The following is a 16,221-nucleotide window of genomic DNA, read 5'->3' on the forward strand; positions in this document are numbered from 1 at the left end:
TGGAGACGAGCCGCTCCGGCGGTGTGTCCCGGCCCGGCCGGGGTCGGCGACCGCCGGAGAGCGCAGGTGCGCGCGAGGAGGCCGCGATGCTGGTTCTCGATGCGGTGTTGGCGGTCGTCCTCCTGCTGGGGCTCTGGGCGGGCCTGAGCGTCCGGGTCGTGCAGCAGTACCAGCGGGGTGTGGTGTTCCGCTTCGGCCGGGTGCGCGCGGAGGTGCGGGAGCCGGGTCTGGTGGTCCTGATGCCGGTGGCGGACCGGCTGCGGAAGGTGAACGTGCAGATCGTGACCCTGCCGATCCCGGCGCAGGAGGGCATCACGCGGGACAACGTCACCGTCCGGGTGGACGCGGTCGTCTACTTCCGGGTGGAGGATCCGGCGAAGGCGATCGTGAACGTGCAGGACTACAACTTCGCGATCTCCCAGGTGGCACAGACCTCGCTCCGGTCGATCATCGGCAAGAGCGAGCTGGACGATCTGCTGGCCAACCGCGAACCGATCAACCAGGGACTGGAGTTGATGATCGACAGCCCGGCGCTCGGCTGGGGGATCGAGATCGACCGGGTGGAGATCAAGGACGTCGCCCTGCCCGAGTCGATGAAGCGCTCGATGTCCCGGCAGGCGGAGGCCGAGCGGGAGCGGCGGGCGAGGATCATCACGGCGGACGGCGAGTTCCAGGCGTCGGCGCGGCTCTCGGAGGCCGCGGCGGTGATGAGCGCGACCCCGGCGGCGCTGCAACTGCGGCTGTTGCAGACGGTGGTGGAGGTGGCGGCGGAGAAGAACTCGACGCTGGTCCTGCCGTTCCCGGTGGAGCTGCTGCGGTTCCTGGACAGTGCGACCGAGACCCGGCACGCGGCCCGGGGCGGGGAGCCGGAGCGGGAACGGCCGGAGGGCGGTGCGGCTCCGACGGCGCAGGTCGACGGCGCGGAGCAGCTCGAACTGCCGCCGCTGGACGAACTCCTGGAGCGCACGCCGCTGGAACCGCCGCCGGACCCGGTGCCGGACCCACTGCCGGATCCGCCGGCGATCCGGGACGGCGCGGCCGGGGAGGCGTGGCGAGGACCGGGGCGGTCCCGGTGAGGGGCCCGGTGGCGGGGGCACCGGGGCCGGACCACGATGGAGTGGTGGGAGTGCCAGGCACGTCAGGAGGCCGATCATGACCAGCGCGGGCGACATCATGCACCAGGGGGCCGAGTGCGTGCGCGAGCACGAGACGCTCGCCACGGCGGCCCGGATCATGAAGGAGCGCGGCGTCGGGGCGTTGCCCATCTGCGGGGAGCGGCAGAAGCTGCTGGGCATCGTGACCGACCGGGACATCGTGCTCAAGTGCGTCGCCGAGGGGCTCGACCCGGCGGCGGTGACGGCGGGCGAGCTGGCCCAGGGGCGGCCCCTGACCGTGGAGGCGGACGAGGACGCCGAACAGGTGCTGCGGGTGATGGAGCAGTACCGGGTCCGCCGGCTGCCGGTGATCAACCACCCGGAGCACGAGCTGGTCGGCATGATCAGCGAGGCGGACATCGCGCGCAGCCTGCCGCAGGCGCGGCTGGCCGAGTTCGTGGCGGCGGTCTGCGCCGAGGAACCGGCGCGCTCGAAGGAGGTACTGGAGACGCCGCAGAGCGCCTGAGGAGGAGCGTTTTCGGGAAATCTCCGCGACGGGCGGTCCGGAACCCCCTGCCCGGGGCGTGGTGATCGATCGGGTGGCACTCGGCGTACGGGTGCCGCCCGGTTTCACCGTCCGTACCCGTGGCCCGAGGGCCGTGCGGTACCCGTGGAGAGGACCCTCCCGCATGCAGCACTCCGGACTCGCCCGGCGCGCGTTCCTGGGCTCGGCCGCCGTGGCCGGCGCCGGCCTGGTCACGGCGGCCACCACCGGTCCCGCCGCAGCCGCGACCACCACAGCCACGAACACACCAGCCACGACCGTCGCCGACGACCGGCCCGTCCCGGAGTCCGCGGCGTCCCCCTCCGCCACAGCCACCGACACCGTGTACCGGTGGCTCGGCACGGCCGGCTGGCGGATCGACCACGGCCGCCGCACCGTCCTCTTCGACCCGTACCTGACGCGCTTCCACACCGGTCTGTACGACGGGACGTTCAGCGAGGCGACCGCGCTGACGGTGAACACCCGGCTGGTCGACGAGCACGCCGGGCGCCCGGAGCTGGTGCTGGTCAGCCACAGCCACTGGGACCACATCAACGACGTCCCGCACATCGCCCTCACCACGGGGGCGACGGTGGTCGGCACCGAGACCACCTACCACCTGCTGCGCGCCTGGGGTGTGCCGGCCGGGCAGCTGGTGGTGGTCCGGGGCGGCGAGGTCCTGGACTTCGGCGACGGCCTGGTCGTGGAGGCGGTCTCCGCCCGGCACAGCCGCAACGGCCGCCGGCAGTACTTCGCTCCGGGCACCCTGCACTCGGCGCCGGCGCAGCCGCCCGCGACCGTCGGCGATCTGCCGGAGGGCGACACGTTGGCCTTCCAACTCTCCTTCGCCGGTGGGCCGTCGGCCTTCCTGACGGGGGCCAGTGACTTCGCCGAGCGGGAGCTCGCCGGCTTGCGGCCGGACATCGCGATGGTGGCGGTGCCGAGCAGTGCCTCGACCCACCGGTACGTGCCCCGGCTGCTGGAGGCGCTGGGACGGCCGCGCACGGTGGTGCCGGTGCACTGGGACAGGTTCGAGACCGAGCTGGTCAACCCCGTCCGGCCGGACGCGGACCTGGGCGCGTTCGTCGCCCAGGTCCGGCAGACCTCGCCGCGCAGCCGGGTGGTGGTGCCGGACTACCTGACGCCGCGCACCTTCCGGTAGCCGCGGTGCCGGGCCGTGGTGCGGCGGCCGTCCCCGGCGCGGCGCGCCGTGGGACGGCCGCTCCGGCCGGGGTCAGCCCTGTGCGCGCAGGGCCCGCTGCATCAGCTCCGCCAGGTGCACGGCCTGCCGCCCCTGGGCGAGTTGGGCGATCTGGGTGCGGCAGCTGAAGCCGTCGGCCAGCACCACCGTCTCCGGCGAGGCCGCCCGTACCTCCGGCAGCAGCACCCGTTCGGCGATCGCCACCGACACCTCGTAGTGGCCGCGCTCGAAGCCGAAGTTGCCCGCCAGCCCGCAGCAGCCGGAGTCCAGCACCCGGTTGTCGACGCCCATCCGCGCCTCGATCCGGCGGTCCGCGGCGGTGCCGAGCACCGCGTGCTGGTGGCAGTGGGTCTGGGTGACGGCCTCCACCGGCAGCTGCGGCAGAGGTGCGTCCGGGGCGAACTCGTCGACGAACTCGGCGAAGGTGCGGGTCCGTTCGGCCACCGGGCGGCCGTCGGCGCCGAGCAGGCGGGGCAGGTCCTCGCGCAGCGTCGCGGTGCAGCTCGGATCCATCCCGATCACCGGGGTGTCGGCGGGCAGGCCGGTGGCGGCGAGTGCGGCCAGGCTGCGCCGCATCACCCGCCGGGCGCCGGGGAGTTGGCCGGTGGAGTACCGGGTCAGGCCGCAGCAGACCGGGCCGGCCGGCAACCGCGCGTCGAAGCCCAGGTGCTCCAGCACCTCGACGGCGGCGCGCAGCACGTCGGGCTGGAGGTGGTTGGAGAAGGTGTCCGGCCAGAGCAGCACCGGCCGCGAGCCCGGCGGGGCGGGGTGCTCGGCCCGGTGCCGCCGGTACCAGCGGGTGAAGGTCTCCGGGGGCAGGACGGGCAGCACCCGACGCCGGTCCACGCCGCCGAGCCGCTTCAACGGGCCGGCGGCGGGCGAGCGCGCGACCAGGTTGGCCAGGCCGGGGGCCAGCGCGGCGGCCCGCAGCCAGAGCGGCAGCCGCCCCATCGCGTAGTGCGAGGCGGGCCGCAGCCGGTGCCGGTAGTGCTGGTACAGGAACTCGGTCCGGTAGGTCGCCATGTCGACGTGGACCGGGCAGTCGCTCGCACAGCCCTTGCAGCCCAGGCAGAGGTCCAGCGCCTCGCGCACCTCCGCCGACCGCCAGCCGTCCGGGACGGCTTCGCCGCGCAGCATCTCGGCGAGCAGCCGGGCCCGGCCGCGGGTCGAGTGCCGTTCCTCGCCGGTGGCCATGTAGCTCGGGCACATCACCCCGGTGGTCGGGTCCACGCACTTGGCGACGCCGACGCACCGGTGCACCGCCTTGGCCAGGCTGCCGCCGTCCTGCTCGAACGGGAGGGCGAGCGGCAGGGTGCGCAGCGGACCGTCGAACCGCAGGTCGGCGTCGAGCGGGCGCGGGTCGACCAGGGCGCCCGGGTTGAGCAGGTTCTCGGGGTCCCAGATCCGCTTGAACTCGCCGAACAGGGCGATGATCCCGGGCGGGTACATGCGGGGCAGCAGTTCGGCGCGGGCCTGTCCGTCGCCGTGCTCGCCGGAGAGCGAACCGCCGTACGAGACCACCAGGTCGGCCGCCTGCTCCATGAACTCCCGGAAGACCGGCAACCGCCGCGGCTCGGTGAGCGGGAAGTCGATCCGCAGATGGACGCAGCCCTCGCCGAAGTGCCCGTACGGGATGCCGCGCAGGCCGTGCCGGCGCAGCAGCGCGCGCAGGTCGCGCAGGTAGTCGCCGAGCCGCTCCGGCGGGACGGCCGAGTCCTCCCAGCCGGGCCAGGCCTCGCTCCCCCCGCCCTGCCCGCCGCCGGCACCGTCGGCCGCTTCGCGCGGGAGCCGGGTGACGATCCCGGCGCCGGCCTCGCGCACCCCCCAGAGCTGCTTCCGCTCGGCCGGGTCGGTGACCACGGAGACGGTCGCGGTCCGTTCGCGCCGCACCGCGTCGGCGAGCCCGCGCGCGGCGTCCAGGGCCTCGGCGGGCGTCGTGCCGCCGGCCTCCAGGAAGAGCCAGCAGGCGCCGTCCGGCAGCCGGTCGAGGGCGGGCGGGCGCGGGCCGGCGGCCAGCAGTGCGGCGACCAGGTCGGCGGCCATGCCCTCGACGGTGAGCGGGCGCAGCGGCAGCAGGGCGGGGACGGCGTCGGCGGCGGCGGTCTCGTCCGGGTACCCGGCGACCACCAGCACGCGGGCGGTCGGTTCCTCGACCAGCCGGACGGTGGCACCGAGCAGCAGGGCGCAGGTGCCCTCGGTGCCGGTCAGTGCGCGGGCCAGCCGGTGGCCGCGCTCGGGCAGGAGGGCGTCCAGCGGGTAGCCGGAGGTGCGGCGCGGTAGGTCGGGCATGCCCTGGCGGATGGCGGCCAGGTTCCGTTCGGTGAACTCCTGGAGCCGGGTGTGGAGCCGGCCGACCGGGCCGGGCAGGGCACGGAGGGCGGCGCGTTCCGCCGTGCCGAGGGCGCCGCCGACGGTGAGTTCGGTGCCGTCGGCGAGCAGCAGGTCCAGCGACTCGACGTTGTCGGCCGTCCGGCCCCAGGTCACCGAGTGCGCGCCGCAGGAGTCGTTGCCGATCATGCCGCCGAGCGTGCACCGGCTGTGGGTGGAGGGGTCCGGGCCGAACCGCAGCCCGTACGGGCGGGCGGCCCGCTGGAGGTCGTCCAGCACCGTGCCCGGTTCGACCCGGGCGGTCCGGCGCTCCGGGTCCACGGCGTGGACGGCGCCGAGGTGGCGGCGGAAGTCGATGACCACGGCGCCCGGGCCGATCGCCTGCCCGCCGACGCTCGTCCCGGCCCCGCGCGGCACCACCGGCACCCCGTGGGCGCGGCAGAGCGCGAGCGCGGTGCGCACGTCGTCCAGGTCGGCGGGCTTGACCACGCCGAGCGGCAGGTGGCGGTAGTTGGAGGCGTCGTGGCTGTAGACGGTCCGTTCGGCCGCACCGAACCGGACCTCGCCGCGCAGGACGGCGGCCAGTTCGCGGGCCAGGTCGGCACCGGGGGTGGGGGACGGGCGGCTCACGGGCGGTCCTCCCGGGCGGAGGTCGGGGGGGCGGGGCGGCGGTCCCGCCGATCATCGCAGCCGGGCCCGGCCGCGCGGTACCGCCCACTCCGGTGGACCGCCGCCCCGGCCGCCGACGGCGGCCGGGGCGCACGCCTGGCCCGCGCACGTCCGATCCGCGCACGCCTGGCCCGCGCACGTCCGATCCGCGCACGCCTGGCCCGCGCACGTCCGGGGACGGGACCCGGAGGGCCTGGAGCTCGTCTGACAGTTCCCGCCGGGCGCTCGACGCGGGTTGCCAGGAGAGCTCTAGCGCCGGCCGGTGAGGGTGCCGCGGGCGATGTGCGACAGCTTGGCGACCTCGAAGGCCGGGTAGGCCCCGCCGGCCAGCAGCGAGAACTTGACGCCCTCCCGGCCGGCGGGCCGCCGGTGGCCGGGCGGCTGGAACCGGCGGTGGTGCTCGGCCGCCCGGTGGAAGAACTGCGGCCGCTCGGCCCGGGAGACGCAGCCGGCGAGGTCGAAGACGAACAGGTAGTGCCGGATCATCCGGGTGAACAGGGCGTCCCGGACGGCGTCCGGCCCGGGACCGCCGCTCCCCGCGGGCGCGTCAGAACCTTCCTCCAGCAGCTCGTCCAGCAGGGCGAAGGAGCGCTCGTACTGGTCGAAGAGGTCGAACCGGCTGCTGCCCGGCGAGCCGGTCGGGTGGACGGTCTCCCGGCGGCGCAGCTGCACGCAGTCCTGCGGGAGCACGGCGATCCGCGCGGCCGTCAGCATCGCCCGGTGGACCAGCGGGATCTCCTCGTACATGCCGTCGGGGAAGGCCAGGCCCTGCTCCTGCCAGTGCGCGCGGCGCAGCAGCCGGTCCCAGGCCAGGGCGGGCGCGCCCAGCAGTTCCGGGCGGTCCAGCGGGCCGAGGACGTCGGGGCCGGCCGCGGCCAGCTGCGCCTCGGCGCCGCCGGGCCAGTCCCGGCCCGCGTGCCGCCGGGTGTGCCCGAACAGCAGCAGGTCGACCGGGCCGGTCCGGTCGAGGCGGTCGGCGAGGGCCCGGAGGGCGTCCGGGGGGACGTGGTGGTCGGCGTCCAGGAAGAGCAGGTACGCGCCCCGGGCGCGGGCCGCGCCGGCGTTGCGGGCGGTCCCGACCCCGACCGCCGCGTCGAGGCGGAGCACGGAGACCTGCGGGTGCCGGGCCGCGTAGGTGTCGGCGAGGACGGTCGCGGACTCGGGGGAGCGGTCCGCGACGACGAGGACCTCGAAGTCGCGGAACGACTGGGCGAGCAGCGAGTCCAGGCAGTCCGCCAACTGTTTCTGCTGGTCGTGGGCGGGGAGCACGACGCTGATCAGGGGTGAGGGCATGGGGCCGGAGCGTAGGAGCGTCCGCGAACGGTGGCAAAGCCCTGACGGCGCATCATTCTGATCAATACCCGTCAAATCGTACGGGCGTGCGCCATATCTTCACCGGCTCCTCCGGGCGCGTCCACGTCAGGACGCGCCCCGGGCCGACTCCCGGGCCGACCCCAGGGCCGGGCACCGGCCCGGTCGCCAGGTCGCGGAGGTACCAGTCCAGCCGGTGACCGTCCCTCCCGGTCACCGGTGCCTCCCCGGCGCGGCGGAAACCCGCCCGCCGGGCGACGGCGGCCGAGGCGCCGTTCTCCGGGTCGACCCGGATCACGCCCTGCGCGGCCCCCTCGCCCGCCGCGTAGCCGCAGACCAGGTGGACGGCGCGGGTCGCCAGCCCGCGACCGCGCCACTGCGGGTAGAGGCCGTAGGCGATGTTGACCTGGTCCGGACCGAGGTCGGGCAGGGCGAACCGCAGGTCGATCGTGCCGGCGAGGGTCGGCCCGGGCCCGGTGCGGATCCCGAAGGCGCGCGCGGGCCCTCCGGACGCCCACTGCGCGGTGCAGCGCCGTACGTACGCCTCGGTGGCGGCCCTGGTGCTCGGTGCGCCGTTGAGCCAGCGCACCAGCTGCTCGTCCTCCCCGGCCAGATGCGCGTCGATGTCCTCCACGCGGAAGGGCGTGAGGGTGACGACACCGTCCGAGAGCGTCACACGGTCCACACCGTCACTCTTCCGGGCGCCGACCGGGTGCGGCCAGCGAATTTCGGGCGAAAGGGGGCCGGAACCGGTCAGGATGCCGTGCCGGCCCGCTGCCGGCGCGGCAGCAGCGCCACCGCGACCGCGGCCGGCGCGACCACGCCCGCCCCGGTCGGCAGGGTGACCCGCATGGCCTCGACGAACGCCGTCCGCGCCTGGTCGGCGACCGGACCACCGAGCCGGGAGGCGGCGGCCGGCGAGGAGCGGGCCGCGTCCGCGAGCTGCGGGGGCAGGGCGGTGACGTCCACCCGGCTCCGGTGGACGGCGCCGAGCACGCTGCCGAGGACGCAGCCGAGCCCGCAGGCGGGACGCCTGCGGGCTCGGGGTGTGCCGGTGTTGCCGGGCCGGCTCAGTACCAGTGGTGCGACTGCCAGAAGGACCAGGCGCCGCACGGGCTGCCGTAGCGGGAGTTCATGTAGTCCAGGCCCCACTTGATCTGGGTGGCCGCGTTGGTGCGCCAGTCGGAGCCGGCCGAGGCCATCTTGGAGGCGGGCAGCGCCTGGACCAGGCCGTAGGCGCCGGAGGACGCGTTGGTGGCGGTGACGTTCCAGCTGCTCTCGCGGGCCACGATGTTGCTGAAGCACTGGAGCTGGCCGGCCGGGACGATCCGGGCGGCGATCTCGCGCGGGCTTCCGGAGGGGACCGGCTTGCTGTTCAGCGCGGCGCGTTCCTGCGAGCGGGAGGCGGCGGCCTCGGCGTCGGCCTTGGCCTTGGCGTCCGCCTGGGCCTGCGCCTGGGCGTCCGCCTGGGCCTGGGCCTCGGCCTGCGCGTGTGCGGCGGCAGCAGCGGCGTCGGACTCGGCCTGTGCCTGTGCCTGTGCCTGTGCGTCCGCTGCGGCCCGGGCCTCGGTGTCGGCCTGCGCCTGGTCGGCGACCGGCTGTCCGTCCACCGATACGGCGGCCACCGGGGCGGCGGCCTCCGCGACGGCGGTGCCGGTCTGCGGGATGGCGAGGGCGGCGGTGGCCGCACCCGCCACCACGAGGGTGGCGACACCGGTGATCAGCGAGTTGCGGCGGGCATGGCTGAGCTGCAAAGCGAACAATCCTTTTCCGTCGGGGGGCCGTCAGGGCCGTCGGTGGCCGTCGGGTGTGCCGGGCGCCGTTCGGGCGGTGGCACGGGCGCCGGGCGCCGTACGGGCCGGCTCGGGTGAGCGGGGTCCGCGGTGGCGTACCGGACGGCCTGATGCCCCGGCGGAGTGCGGGGCGGGCGGGGTGCGCGGCGGTGGGACCGGTCCGCGCTGCCTGGCGACGGACCATTCTTGGCAGAGCCCGGGACGGGCGGCAATGCCGCGGGCTACTACGCCCGGTCGTGGATGTGCGGGGTGGAAACGCCGAAGCGCCCGACCGGGGGCGGGCGCTTCGTGGTGATTTGTCCGTTTTCGTGAATTCCTGGGCGGGCCTACTGGGTCGCCGACGAACGAACGGCTCCGATCCGGTCACCGCCTGCGTTCTTCCCCCCGGTGGTGGGCGGCCCCGCCCCGCCGGTCCGCCGGAAACAGCGGGTCCGGGGCCCGTCGGACGCGGTCGCCCGGGCGGTGTCCACTATCGGCGGCAGTAGACCGGCGAACCCGTGTGGGCGGCCTCACAGCCGGACCGGGCGGCGGTCGACGCAGGGTGACGCCGCGTTCACCGGTCCGGGCCGCCGCAGGGTCTCCCGGGCGGGCGGGTGCGCCCCGCCGGGCCGGACGGCACCGCCCGCCGGGCCTTCCCGTCCGGTCAGGTGCTCCGGTAGGGGTTCGGCTCGGCCGGCAGCGGCGGAGCGCTCGCGTACGGGTTGCCGGGCACGGGACCCTGCGCGTCGTACCCCGGCAGGTCGGGGACGTCGGCGGAGGCGTCCTCCTCGCCGTCCTCGTCCGCCGGCTCCTCCTGCTCCTCGACCGGCACCAGGTCACGGGCCAGGAGGGTGGCACCGGCCACCGCCCCCGGCATGGCGATCACCGTCACCAGCGGCACCAGGAACGCCAGGACCAGCGGCACGCCGAAGCCGAAGGCGAGTCCGAGCCGGGCGCGCAGCAGCCGGATCCGCTCGCGCTGCGGCACCCCGCGCCGCTGGAGGCCGACCGAGGTCAGCTCGACCGCGAGGAAGAACCCGGAGACCAGGAAGCCCAGGACGGGGACCACCGTCTGCCCGATCACCGGGATGAACCCGCAGGCGAACAGCACCACGCCGAAGCCGGCCGCCCGGACCAGCACGTAGAGGCTGTCCCGGGCCGAGATCACCAGCTCGCGCCAGAGCGGCGTGTCGGGCGCGGCCGGAGCGCCGCCCTCGGTCTCGTCGACCTTCTCGCAGAGCGCCTCGTAGAAGGGCTGGCCGACCAGCAGTGTGACTGCGGTGAAGGTGAGGACGGAGAGCATCAGGCCGCCGACGAAGACGATCGCGGCGAGCGCGGTGCGCAGCATGCCCTGCCAGGGCGAGCCCCAGTCGTCGGCGAACGGGGTGGCCCAGTCGGCGATGTCGCCGGCCCAGCCGCCGAGGAAGAACAGCGCCACGACGTAACCGACCAGGGTGATCAGCGCCGGGATCATCCCGAACGCCCACCAGCGGCCGTGTCGGCCCACCCACTTCTGGCCCTTGGCCAGGTACCCCATCCCCGCTGCAAGATCTCGCATGAGGGGAAGGGTAGGTGCTGGTACGTCAGCGGGTCATATCCGTCCCGTCACGGAACGGAACGGAGCGCGGGGCCCGGCCGGGGAGCCCGCCCGGGGCCGGCCCGCCGGACGGGGCGGACGGCGAGGGCAGCGAGGACGGCGAGGGCGCGGTCCGGCCGGGCGGACCGGCGGGCGGGAACGCGACACCGGACCCGGGAGCCTCCGCAACGGCTCCCGGGCCCGGTGGTTCGCGGGCGGCGTGCTCGGCTCAGGAGGCCGAGGTCACCGCCGCGGCCCGCCGCCGGCGGCCCACCACGGCCGACGCCGTCAGCACGATGGCCGCGGCGACCAGCGACAGGTACATCTGCTTCCGGCCGTCGGAATCGGTGAACATGTACGCCATCACGAAGCCGATCATGCCGATCGCGGTCCAGGTGAGGTACGGGTACAGCCACATCCGGACGGTCAGCCGCTCGGGCATATCGCGCTCGATGATCCGGCGCATCCGCAGCTGGGAGAAGCAGATCACCAGCCAGACGAAGAGCGCCACCGCACCCGAGGAGTTGAGCAGGAAGGAGAAGACGGTGTCGGGGGAGGTGTAGTTGAAGAAGACGGCGACGAAGCCGAACACCACCGAGGACAGGATCGCCACCTGCGGCACGCCGCGCTTGGTCACCGAGGCGAAGGCCTTCGGCGCGTCGCCGCGCTGCCCGAGCGAGAAGGCCATCCGGGAGGCGGTGTACATGCCCGAGTTCAGGCAGGAGAGCACGGCGGTCAGCACGATCACGTCCATCACCCGACCGGCGCCCGGGATGCCGATGTGCTCCAGCACCGCCACGTACGGGCTGCCCTTGACCGAGGCGGAGTCCCACGGCAGCAGGGTCACCACGAGCAGGATCGAGCCCAGGTAGAACACGCCGATGCGCCAGATCACGCTGTTGGTGGCCTTGCTGACCGCCTTCTCCGGGTCCTCGGACTCGCCGGCGGCCAGGGTGACGATCTCGCTGCCCATGAAGGCGAAGACGACGGTGAGCATGCCGGTGAAGACCGCACCCACACCGTGTGGCAGGAAGCCTCCGTGGCCGACCAGGTTCTCGGTGCCGACGGCCCGGGTGCCGGGCAGCAGGCCGAACACCGCCAGCGTGCCGACGACCAGGAAGGCGGCGATCGCCACCACCTTGATCCCGGCGAACCAGAACTCGAACTCGCCGTAGGAGGCGACCGAGGCGAGGTTGGTCGCGGTGAGGACGGCCATGACGATCAGCGCGAACGCCCACTGGGGGACGCCGGGCATCCAGCTGTTGAGGATCTTCGCGCCGGCGGTGGCCTCGACGGCCAGCACCACGACCCAGAAGAACCAGTACAGCCAGCCGATCGAGAACCCGGCCCAGCGGCCGAGCGCCCGGTCCGCGTACGCCGAGAAGGAGCCGCTCTGCGGGTCGGCCGCGGCCATCTCGCCGAGCATCCGCATGACCAGCACGACCAGGACTCCGGCCAGCGCGTAGGAGAGCAGGATGCCGGGGCCGGTGGCGGCGATGCCCGCGCCCGAGCCGACGAAGAGGCCGGCGCCGATGACGCCGCCGATGGCGATCATCGACAGGTGGCGGTTCTTGAGTCCGGCCTTCAGGTGGCCGTCGCCACCGTGACCGGGCTGCTGCTGCGGGGTGGTGCCGTTCGCGGAGGCGTCGACCGGGGGCGATCCGGTCGAGGTGGTGGTTTCCGCACTCATCTGAGGGTGCCCTGTGCCTTTCCAGCGCGGCCTGACCCTCGACTCGTACGCCGGAGGGTGGGGGACGGATCCGCGCATTGCGGTGCAACCTAACTTCTACCTCCGAGTATCGGAACAAGGCCCCGGAAAATGTTCGCTCAGCGGACGTGAAACAGCAGGTCAGAGGGGGTGAAGAGGGGGCGGTGAAAGCTCAAATCTGACACAGTGCCAGGTCGCCGGGGGTGGGGCGGGACTGCCGGCGGCCCGCCTGCGGGGTCCGTCGGGCGGCCGTTCATACTGGCCGCGTGATGATCGTCCTCGTGGTGTTCGGCATCCTCCTCCTGCTGGCCGTCCTGGCCCTCGCGCACTGGTACCTCTGGCGCCGCCTGGTGCGCGACGTCTCCGTGCCGGGCGGGCGGTGGCGCCGGGCCGGCACGGTGCTCGCCGTCGTCCTGCCGCTGCTCGCCCTGGGGGCGGTGATCGGCGGGCGGGCGCTCCCGATGGCCGTGGAGCGGTGGCTGGCCTGGCCCGGGTACCTCTGGCTGGCGGTGCTGCTGTACCTGCTGCTGGCGCTCGGTGTCGGCGAGGCCGTGCGTCCGCTGCTGCTGCGCCTGCCGGCGCGCCGGGCGGAGGCCGGGCGGGTGGCCGAACCGGCACCGGTTGCCGACCCGGCTGATCCGGCGGACCCGGCGGACCGGACGGTTCCGGAAGCGCCCCGGGAGGTTCAGGAGGCCCGGGAGGTCCCGGAGGTTCCGGGGAGCGGGGCCGGCGCGCCGTCGACGTCCTTCGCCCCCTCGCCCGAGCGGCGACTCTTCGTGGCCCGGGCGGTCGCGCTCGGCGCCTCCGGCGCGGCGGCGGCCGTGGTCGGCACCGGCGCCTACGGGGTCCTGCGCGGACCCGGGCTCAAGCACGTGACCGTGCCGCTGGCCAAGCTGCCCGCCCGGGCGGACGGCTACCGGATCGCGGTGGTCAGCGACATCCACCTCGGGCCCATCCTCGGCCGCGCCCACACCCAGCGGATCGTGGACACCATCAACGGGGCGCAGCCCGACCTGATCGCGATCGTGGGCGACCTGGTGGACGGCAGCGTCGCCGAACTCGGCCGGGACGCCGAGCCCTTGGCGCAGCTGCGGGCCCGCGACGGCGCGTACTTCGTCACCGGCAACCACGAGTACTTCTCCGGCGCGGCCCCCTGGGTGGACTTCGTCCGCGAGCTGGGTGTCCACCCGCTGCAGAACGCCCGGGTGGAGCTGGGCGGCTTCGACCTGGCGGGGGTCAACGACATCGCCGGCGAGAAGGAGGGCGACGGTCCGGACTTCGGCAAGGCGCTCGGCGACCGCGACCGGGCCCGTACCTCCGTCCTGCTGTCGCACCAGCCGGTCACCATCCACGACGCGGTCCGGCACGGCGTCGACCTCCAGCTCTCCGGGCACACCCACGGCGGGCAGCTCTGGCCGGGCAACTTCCTGGCCGAGCTCGCCAACCCCACGGTCGCCGGGCTGGAGCGGTACGGCGACACCCAGCTCTACGTCACCCGTGGCGCCGGTGCCTGGGGCCCGCCGGTCCGGGTGGGCGCGCCGTCCGACATCACCGTCGTCACCCTCGCCTCGCTCCGGGCCTGAGCGCGGGCCCGGCGCGGCACGGTCCGATCCAAACTGTCCGGGTCGCGCCGGTCAGACCCGCTCGCTCTCGCCCTCGGTGTCGATGTGGGGGAGGATCCGGTCGAGGAAGCGAGGCGTCCACCACGCGGCCGGGCCGAGCAGCGTCATGACCGCCGGTACCAGCAGCAGCCGGACGATCGTGGCGTCGATCAGGACGCTCACCGCCAGGCCCAGGCCCATCATCTTGATCACGATGTTGTCGCTGACGATGAACGCGGCGAACACGCTGACCATGATCAGCGCCGCACAGCTGATCACCCGCGCCGTGATCTCCAGCGCGTGCGCCACGCCCGCCCGGCTGTCGCCGGTCCGCAGCCAGGCCTCGTGCACCCGGGAGAGCAGGAAGATCTCGTAGTCCATGCTCAGGCCGAAGACGATCGCGAACATCATCATCGGCACGTAGCTCTCGATCGGCACGGTGCCCGAGACGCCGAGCGCCGGACCGCCCCACCCCCACTGGAAGACGGCCACCAGGACCCCGTACGACGCCGCGATCGAGATCAGGTTGAGCACGGCGGCCTTCACCGCGACCAGCAGCCCGCGGAACACGATCAGGATGATCAGGAACGCGAGCCCCACCACCACCGCGATGATCCACGGCAGCCGGCTCGACACGATGTCCAGGAAGTCCACCTGCGCGGCGGTCGTCCCGGTCACGTACGTCTCGGCGCCGGTGCCGGCCACGGACTGCGGGAGCACCGTGTCGGCGAGCCGGTTGACCAGCTCGGTGGTGCTCTGCTCCTGGGGCGCCTCCGCCGGGATCACGGTGGACACCAGGATCACACCGTCCGGGCTGGGTTGGAGCGGGCCGACGCTGGCCGCGCCCGGCAGTCCGGCCAGCGCCTGCTGCACGGCGCTCTGCACCCCGGACCGGTTCCCGGCCGGCACCGCGCTCTGGTCCACCACCAGCGTGAGCGGCCCGTTGGAGCCCGGGCCGAAGGCCTCCGACATCAGGTCGAAGGCCCGCCGGTCGGTGAACGAGGTCGGGTCGGCGCCGTCGTCGATGTGCCCCAACTGGATGGAGAACAACGGGATCGCCAGGATCGCGATCACGATCACGCCCCCGGTCAGGAACCACCACGGCCGCCGCTCGACCCGCCGGGCGTAGCGGTGCCAGCTCCCGGTGATCTCCTCGCCCGGCGCGGCCCCGGTCTCGGCGACCGGCCGCCGCACGTGGTAGCGGTCCATCCGCCGCCCGATCAGCCCCATCAGGGCGGGCAGCAGGGTCAGCGCGCCGAGCACCGCCGAGACCACGGTCACCGCAGCCGCGACACCCAGCTTGGCGATGAAGGAGACCCCGGAGACCGAGAGCCCGGTCAGGGCGATGACGACCGTGCAGCCGGAGACCAGGACGGCCCGCCCGCTGGTGGCGACCGCCTGCCCGGCCGAGGCCACCGGATCGTGGCCGTCCATCAGGTTCTGCCGGTGCCGGGTGAGCAGGAACAACGCGTAGTCGATGCCGACGCCCAGCCCGATCATCGTGGCCAGTGTCGGTGCGACCGTCGCGAACGTGGAGAGGGCCGCGAGCAGCCCGAGCACACCCAGGCCGACCACCGCGCCGATCAGCGCCGTGACCAGCGGGAGACCGGCCGCGATGACGCTGCCGAAGCCGATCAGCAGCACCACGATCGCGACCGCGAAGCCGATCGCCTCGCTGGTCCGGTCGTCCGGGGCGGGGCGGGCCAGCTCGCCGAGCGGGCCGCCGTACTCCACCTGCACCCCGGCGGCCCGCAGCGGCGCGACGGCGGTGTCCACCTCGTCGAGGTAACTCTCGCCGAGCGTCGTCGGGTTGGCGTCGAACCGGACGGTGATGTACCCCGTGAGGCCGTCCGTCGACAGCGGTCCGCCCGGCGGCGCGGCCTGTCCGGCCGGGGGCAGCGGGCTCTGCACGGACAGCACGTGCGGCAGCTGCTGGAGCGCGGTGAGCGACTGGGAGAGCGGCGACTCGAAGCCGGCCAGCGGCTGGGCGTCGTGCAGGACGACCTGGGCGGCGGTGCCGGCGGCCGCGGGCTCGTGCGCCTGGAGCACGTTCTTCCCCTGCGCGGCCTGGGTGCCCGGCAGCGAGAAGTCGTCGGAGTAGGTGCCGCCCACGGTCCGGTTGGCGATCTGGACACACGCGAGGACCGCCAGCCAGAGGACGATCACGAGTACGGAGTGCCGGGCGCACCACTCGCCGGTCCGGCGGAGCAGGCCGCGGCGGGACTGGGAGGGTGCGCTGGGGGTGGCGGCCCGGTTGGGCGGCGTCATGGGCTCTCCCGGGGGTGGGTCCGCCGCGAGGTGGCCGCCGAAGAGCGGCAGCGGGGGGCCGGATGCGACAAACCCTAGGTCGCGCAGGTGCGCCGGGCCCGGGGAAGGGCGGCCCGCTGCTCCCTTCGGGTGGTCCGGGTGCCTGTCGG

General features: G+C 74.5%; 12 protein-coding genes. 4 read left to right on the plus strand and 8 right to left on the minus strand.

Annotated features, from left to right (window positions below):
• Positions 1-86 precede the first annotated feature (86 nt).
• The 3 genes from PUR56_RS40205 to PUR56_RS40215 all read left to right on the plus strand — a co-directional run bounded on the left by PUR56_RS40205 (position 87) and on the right by PUR56_RS40215 (position 2,800).
• Positions 87-1,076, plus strand: a complete 990-nt coding sequence (locus PUR56_RS40205) for a slipin family protein (protein WP_329952600.1) — start codon at positions 87-89, stop codon at positions 1,074-1,076.
• Between the two features lie 76 nt (positions 1,077-1,152).
• Positions 1,153-1,620, plus strand: coding sequence for a CBS domain-containing protein (locus PUR56_RS40210; protein WP_329952601.1), 468 nt, complete (start codon positions 1,153-1,155; stop codon positions 1,618-1,620).
• Positions 1,621-1,783: 163 nt separating this feature from the next.
• Positions 1,784-2,800 (plus strand): MBL fold metallo-hydrolase, encoded by a 1,017-nt coding sequence (locus PUR56_RS40215; RefSeq protein WP_329952602.1) that lies wholly within the window; start codon positions 1,784-1,786, stop codon positions 2,798-2,800.
• A 72-nt stretch (positions 2,801-2,872) separates the two neighbouring features.
• Here the strand turns inward: PUR56_RS40215 and PUR56_RS40220 are convergent, their stop codons facing one another.
• From PUR56_RS40220 to PUR56_RS40250, 7 genes are all read right to left on the minus strand, one after another.
• Positions 2,873-5,797: an FAD-binding and (Fe-S)-binding domain-containing protein gene (locus tag PUR56_RS40220; protein WP_329952603.1), complete on the minus strand. Its 2,925-nt coding sequence runs from the start codon at positions 5,795-5,797 to the stop codon at positions 2,873-2,875.
• Positions 5,798-6,085: 288 nt separating this feature from the next.
• Positions 6,086-7,129, minus strand: coding sequence for a glycosyltransferase family 2 protein (locus PUR56_RS40225; RefSeq protein WP_329952604.1), 1,044 nt, complete (start codon positions 7,127-7,129; stop codon positions 6,086-6,088).
• A gap of 61 nt (positions 7,130-7,190) precedes the next feature.
• Positions 7,191-7,832, minus strand: coding sequence for a GNAT family N-acetyltransferase (locus PUR56_RS40230; RefSeq protein WP_329952605.1), 642 nt, complete (start codon positions 7,830-7,832; stop codon positions 7,191-7,193).
• Positions 7,833-7,900: 68 nt separating this feature from the next.
• Positions 7,901-8,143: a hypothetical protein gene (locus tag PUR56_RS40235; RefSeq protein WP_329952606.1), complete on the minus strand. Its 243-nt coding sequence runs from the start codon at positions 8,141-8,143 to the stop codon at positions 7,901-7,903.
• Between the two features lie 74 nt (positions 8,144-8,217).
• Complete coding sequence (locus tag PUR56_RS40240) at positions 8,218-8,901, minus strand: lytic transglycosylase domain-containing protein (protein ID WP_329952607.1); 684 nt, start codon at positions 8,899-8,901, stop codon at positions 8,218-8,220.
• Positions 8,902-9,583: 682 nt separating this feature from the next.
• Complete coding sequence (locus PUR56_RS40245; protein ID WP_329884281.1) at positions 9,584-10,477, minus strand: EI24 domain-containing protein; 894 nt, start codon at positions 10,475-10,477, stop codon at positions 9,584-9,586.
• A gap of 247 nt (positions 10,478-10,724) precedes the next feature.
• Entirely contained in the window at positions 10,725-12,185 is a 1,461-nt protein-coding gene (locus tag PUR56_RS40250; RefSeq protein ID WP_329952608.1) for an amino acid permease, read from the minus strand.
• Positions 12,186-12,472: 287 nt separating this feature from the next.
• Here PUR56_RS40250 and PUR56_RS40255 point away from each other — a divergent pair, with 287 nt between their 5' ends.
• Complete coding sequence (locus PUR56_RS40255; RefSeq protein WP_329952664.1) at positions 12,473-13,786, plus strand: metallophosphoesterase; 1,314 nt, start codon at positions 12,473-12,475, stop codon at positions 13,784-13,786.
• A 51-nt stretch (positions 13,787-13,837) separates the two neighbouring features.
• Here the strand turns inward: PUR56_RS40255 and PUR56_RS40260 are convergent, their stop codons facing one another.
• The gene (locus tag PUR56_RS40260; protein ID WP_329952609.1) at positions 13,838-16,072 is read right to left on the minus strand and encodes an MMPL family transporter; all 2,235 of its coding nucleotides are present in this window, start codon (positions 16,070-16,072) and stop codon (positions 13,838-13,840) included.
• Positions 16,073-16,221 lie beyond the last annotated feature (149 nt).

It is taken from the genome of Streptomyces sp. BE303 (assembly GCF_036290945.1).
GTDB lineage: Bacteria > Actinomycetota > Actinomycetes > Streptomycetales > Streptomycetaceae > Kitasatospora.

Coding starts and splice junctions, on each gene's coding strand:
- PUR56_RS40205 (WP_329952600.1), top strand. CDS start 87: ATGCTGGTTCTCGATGCGGTGTTGGCGGTCGTCCTCCTGCTGGGGCTC.
- PUR56_RS40225 (WP_329952604.1), bottom strand. CDS start 7,129: ATGCCCTCACCCCTGATCAGCGTCGTGCTCCCCGCCCACGACCAGCAG.
- PUR56_RS40210 (WP_329952601.1), top strand. CDS start 1,153: ATGACCAGCGCGGGCGACATCATGCACCAGGGGGCCGAGTGCGTGCGC.
- PUR56_RS40215 (WP_329952602.1), top strand. CDS start 1,784: ATGCAGCACTCCGGACTCGCCCGGCGCGCGTTCCTGGGCTCGGCCGCC.
- PUR56_RS40245 (WP_329884281.1), bottom strand. CDS start 10,477: ATGCGAGATCTTGCAGCGGGGATGGGGTACCTGGCCAAGGGCCAGAAG.
- PUR56_RS40250 (WP_329952608.1), bottom strand. CDS start 12,185: ATGAGTGCGGAAACCACCACCTCGACCGGATCGCCCCCGGTCGACGCC.
- PUR56_RS40255 (WP_329952664.1), top strand. CDS start 12,473: ATGATCGTCCTCGTGGTGTTCGGCATCCTCCTCCTGCTGGCCGTCCTG.
- PUR56_RS40260 (WP_329952609.1), bottom strand. CDS start 16,072: ATGACGCCGCCCAACCGGGCCGCCACCCCCAGCGCACCCTCCCAGTCC.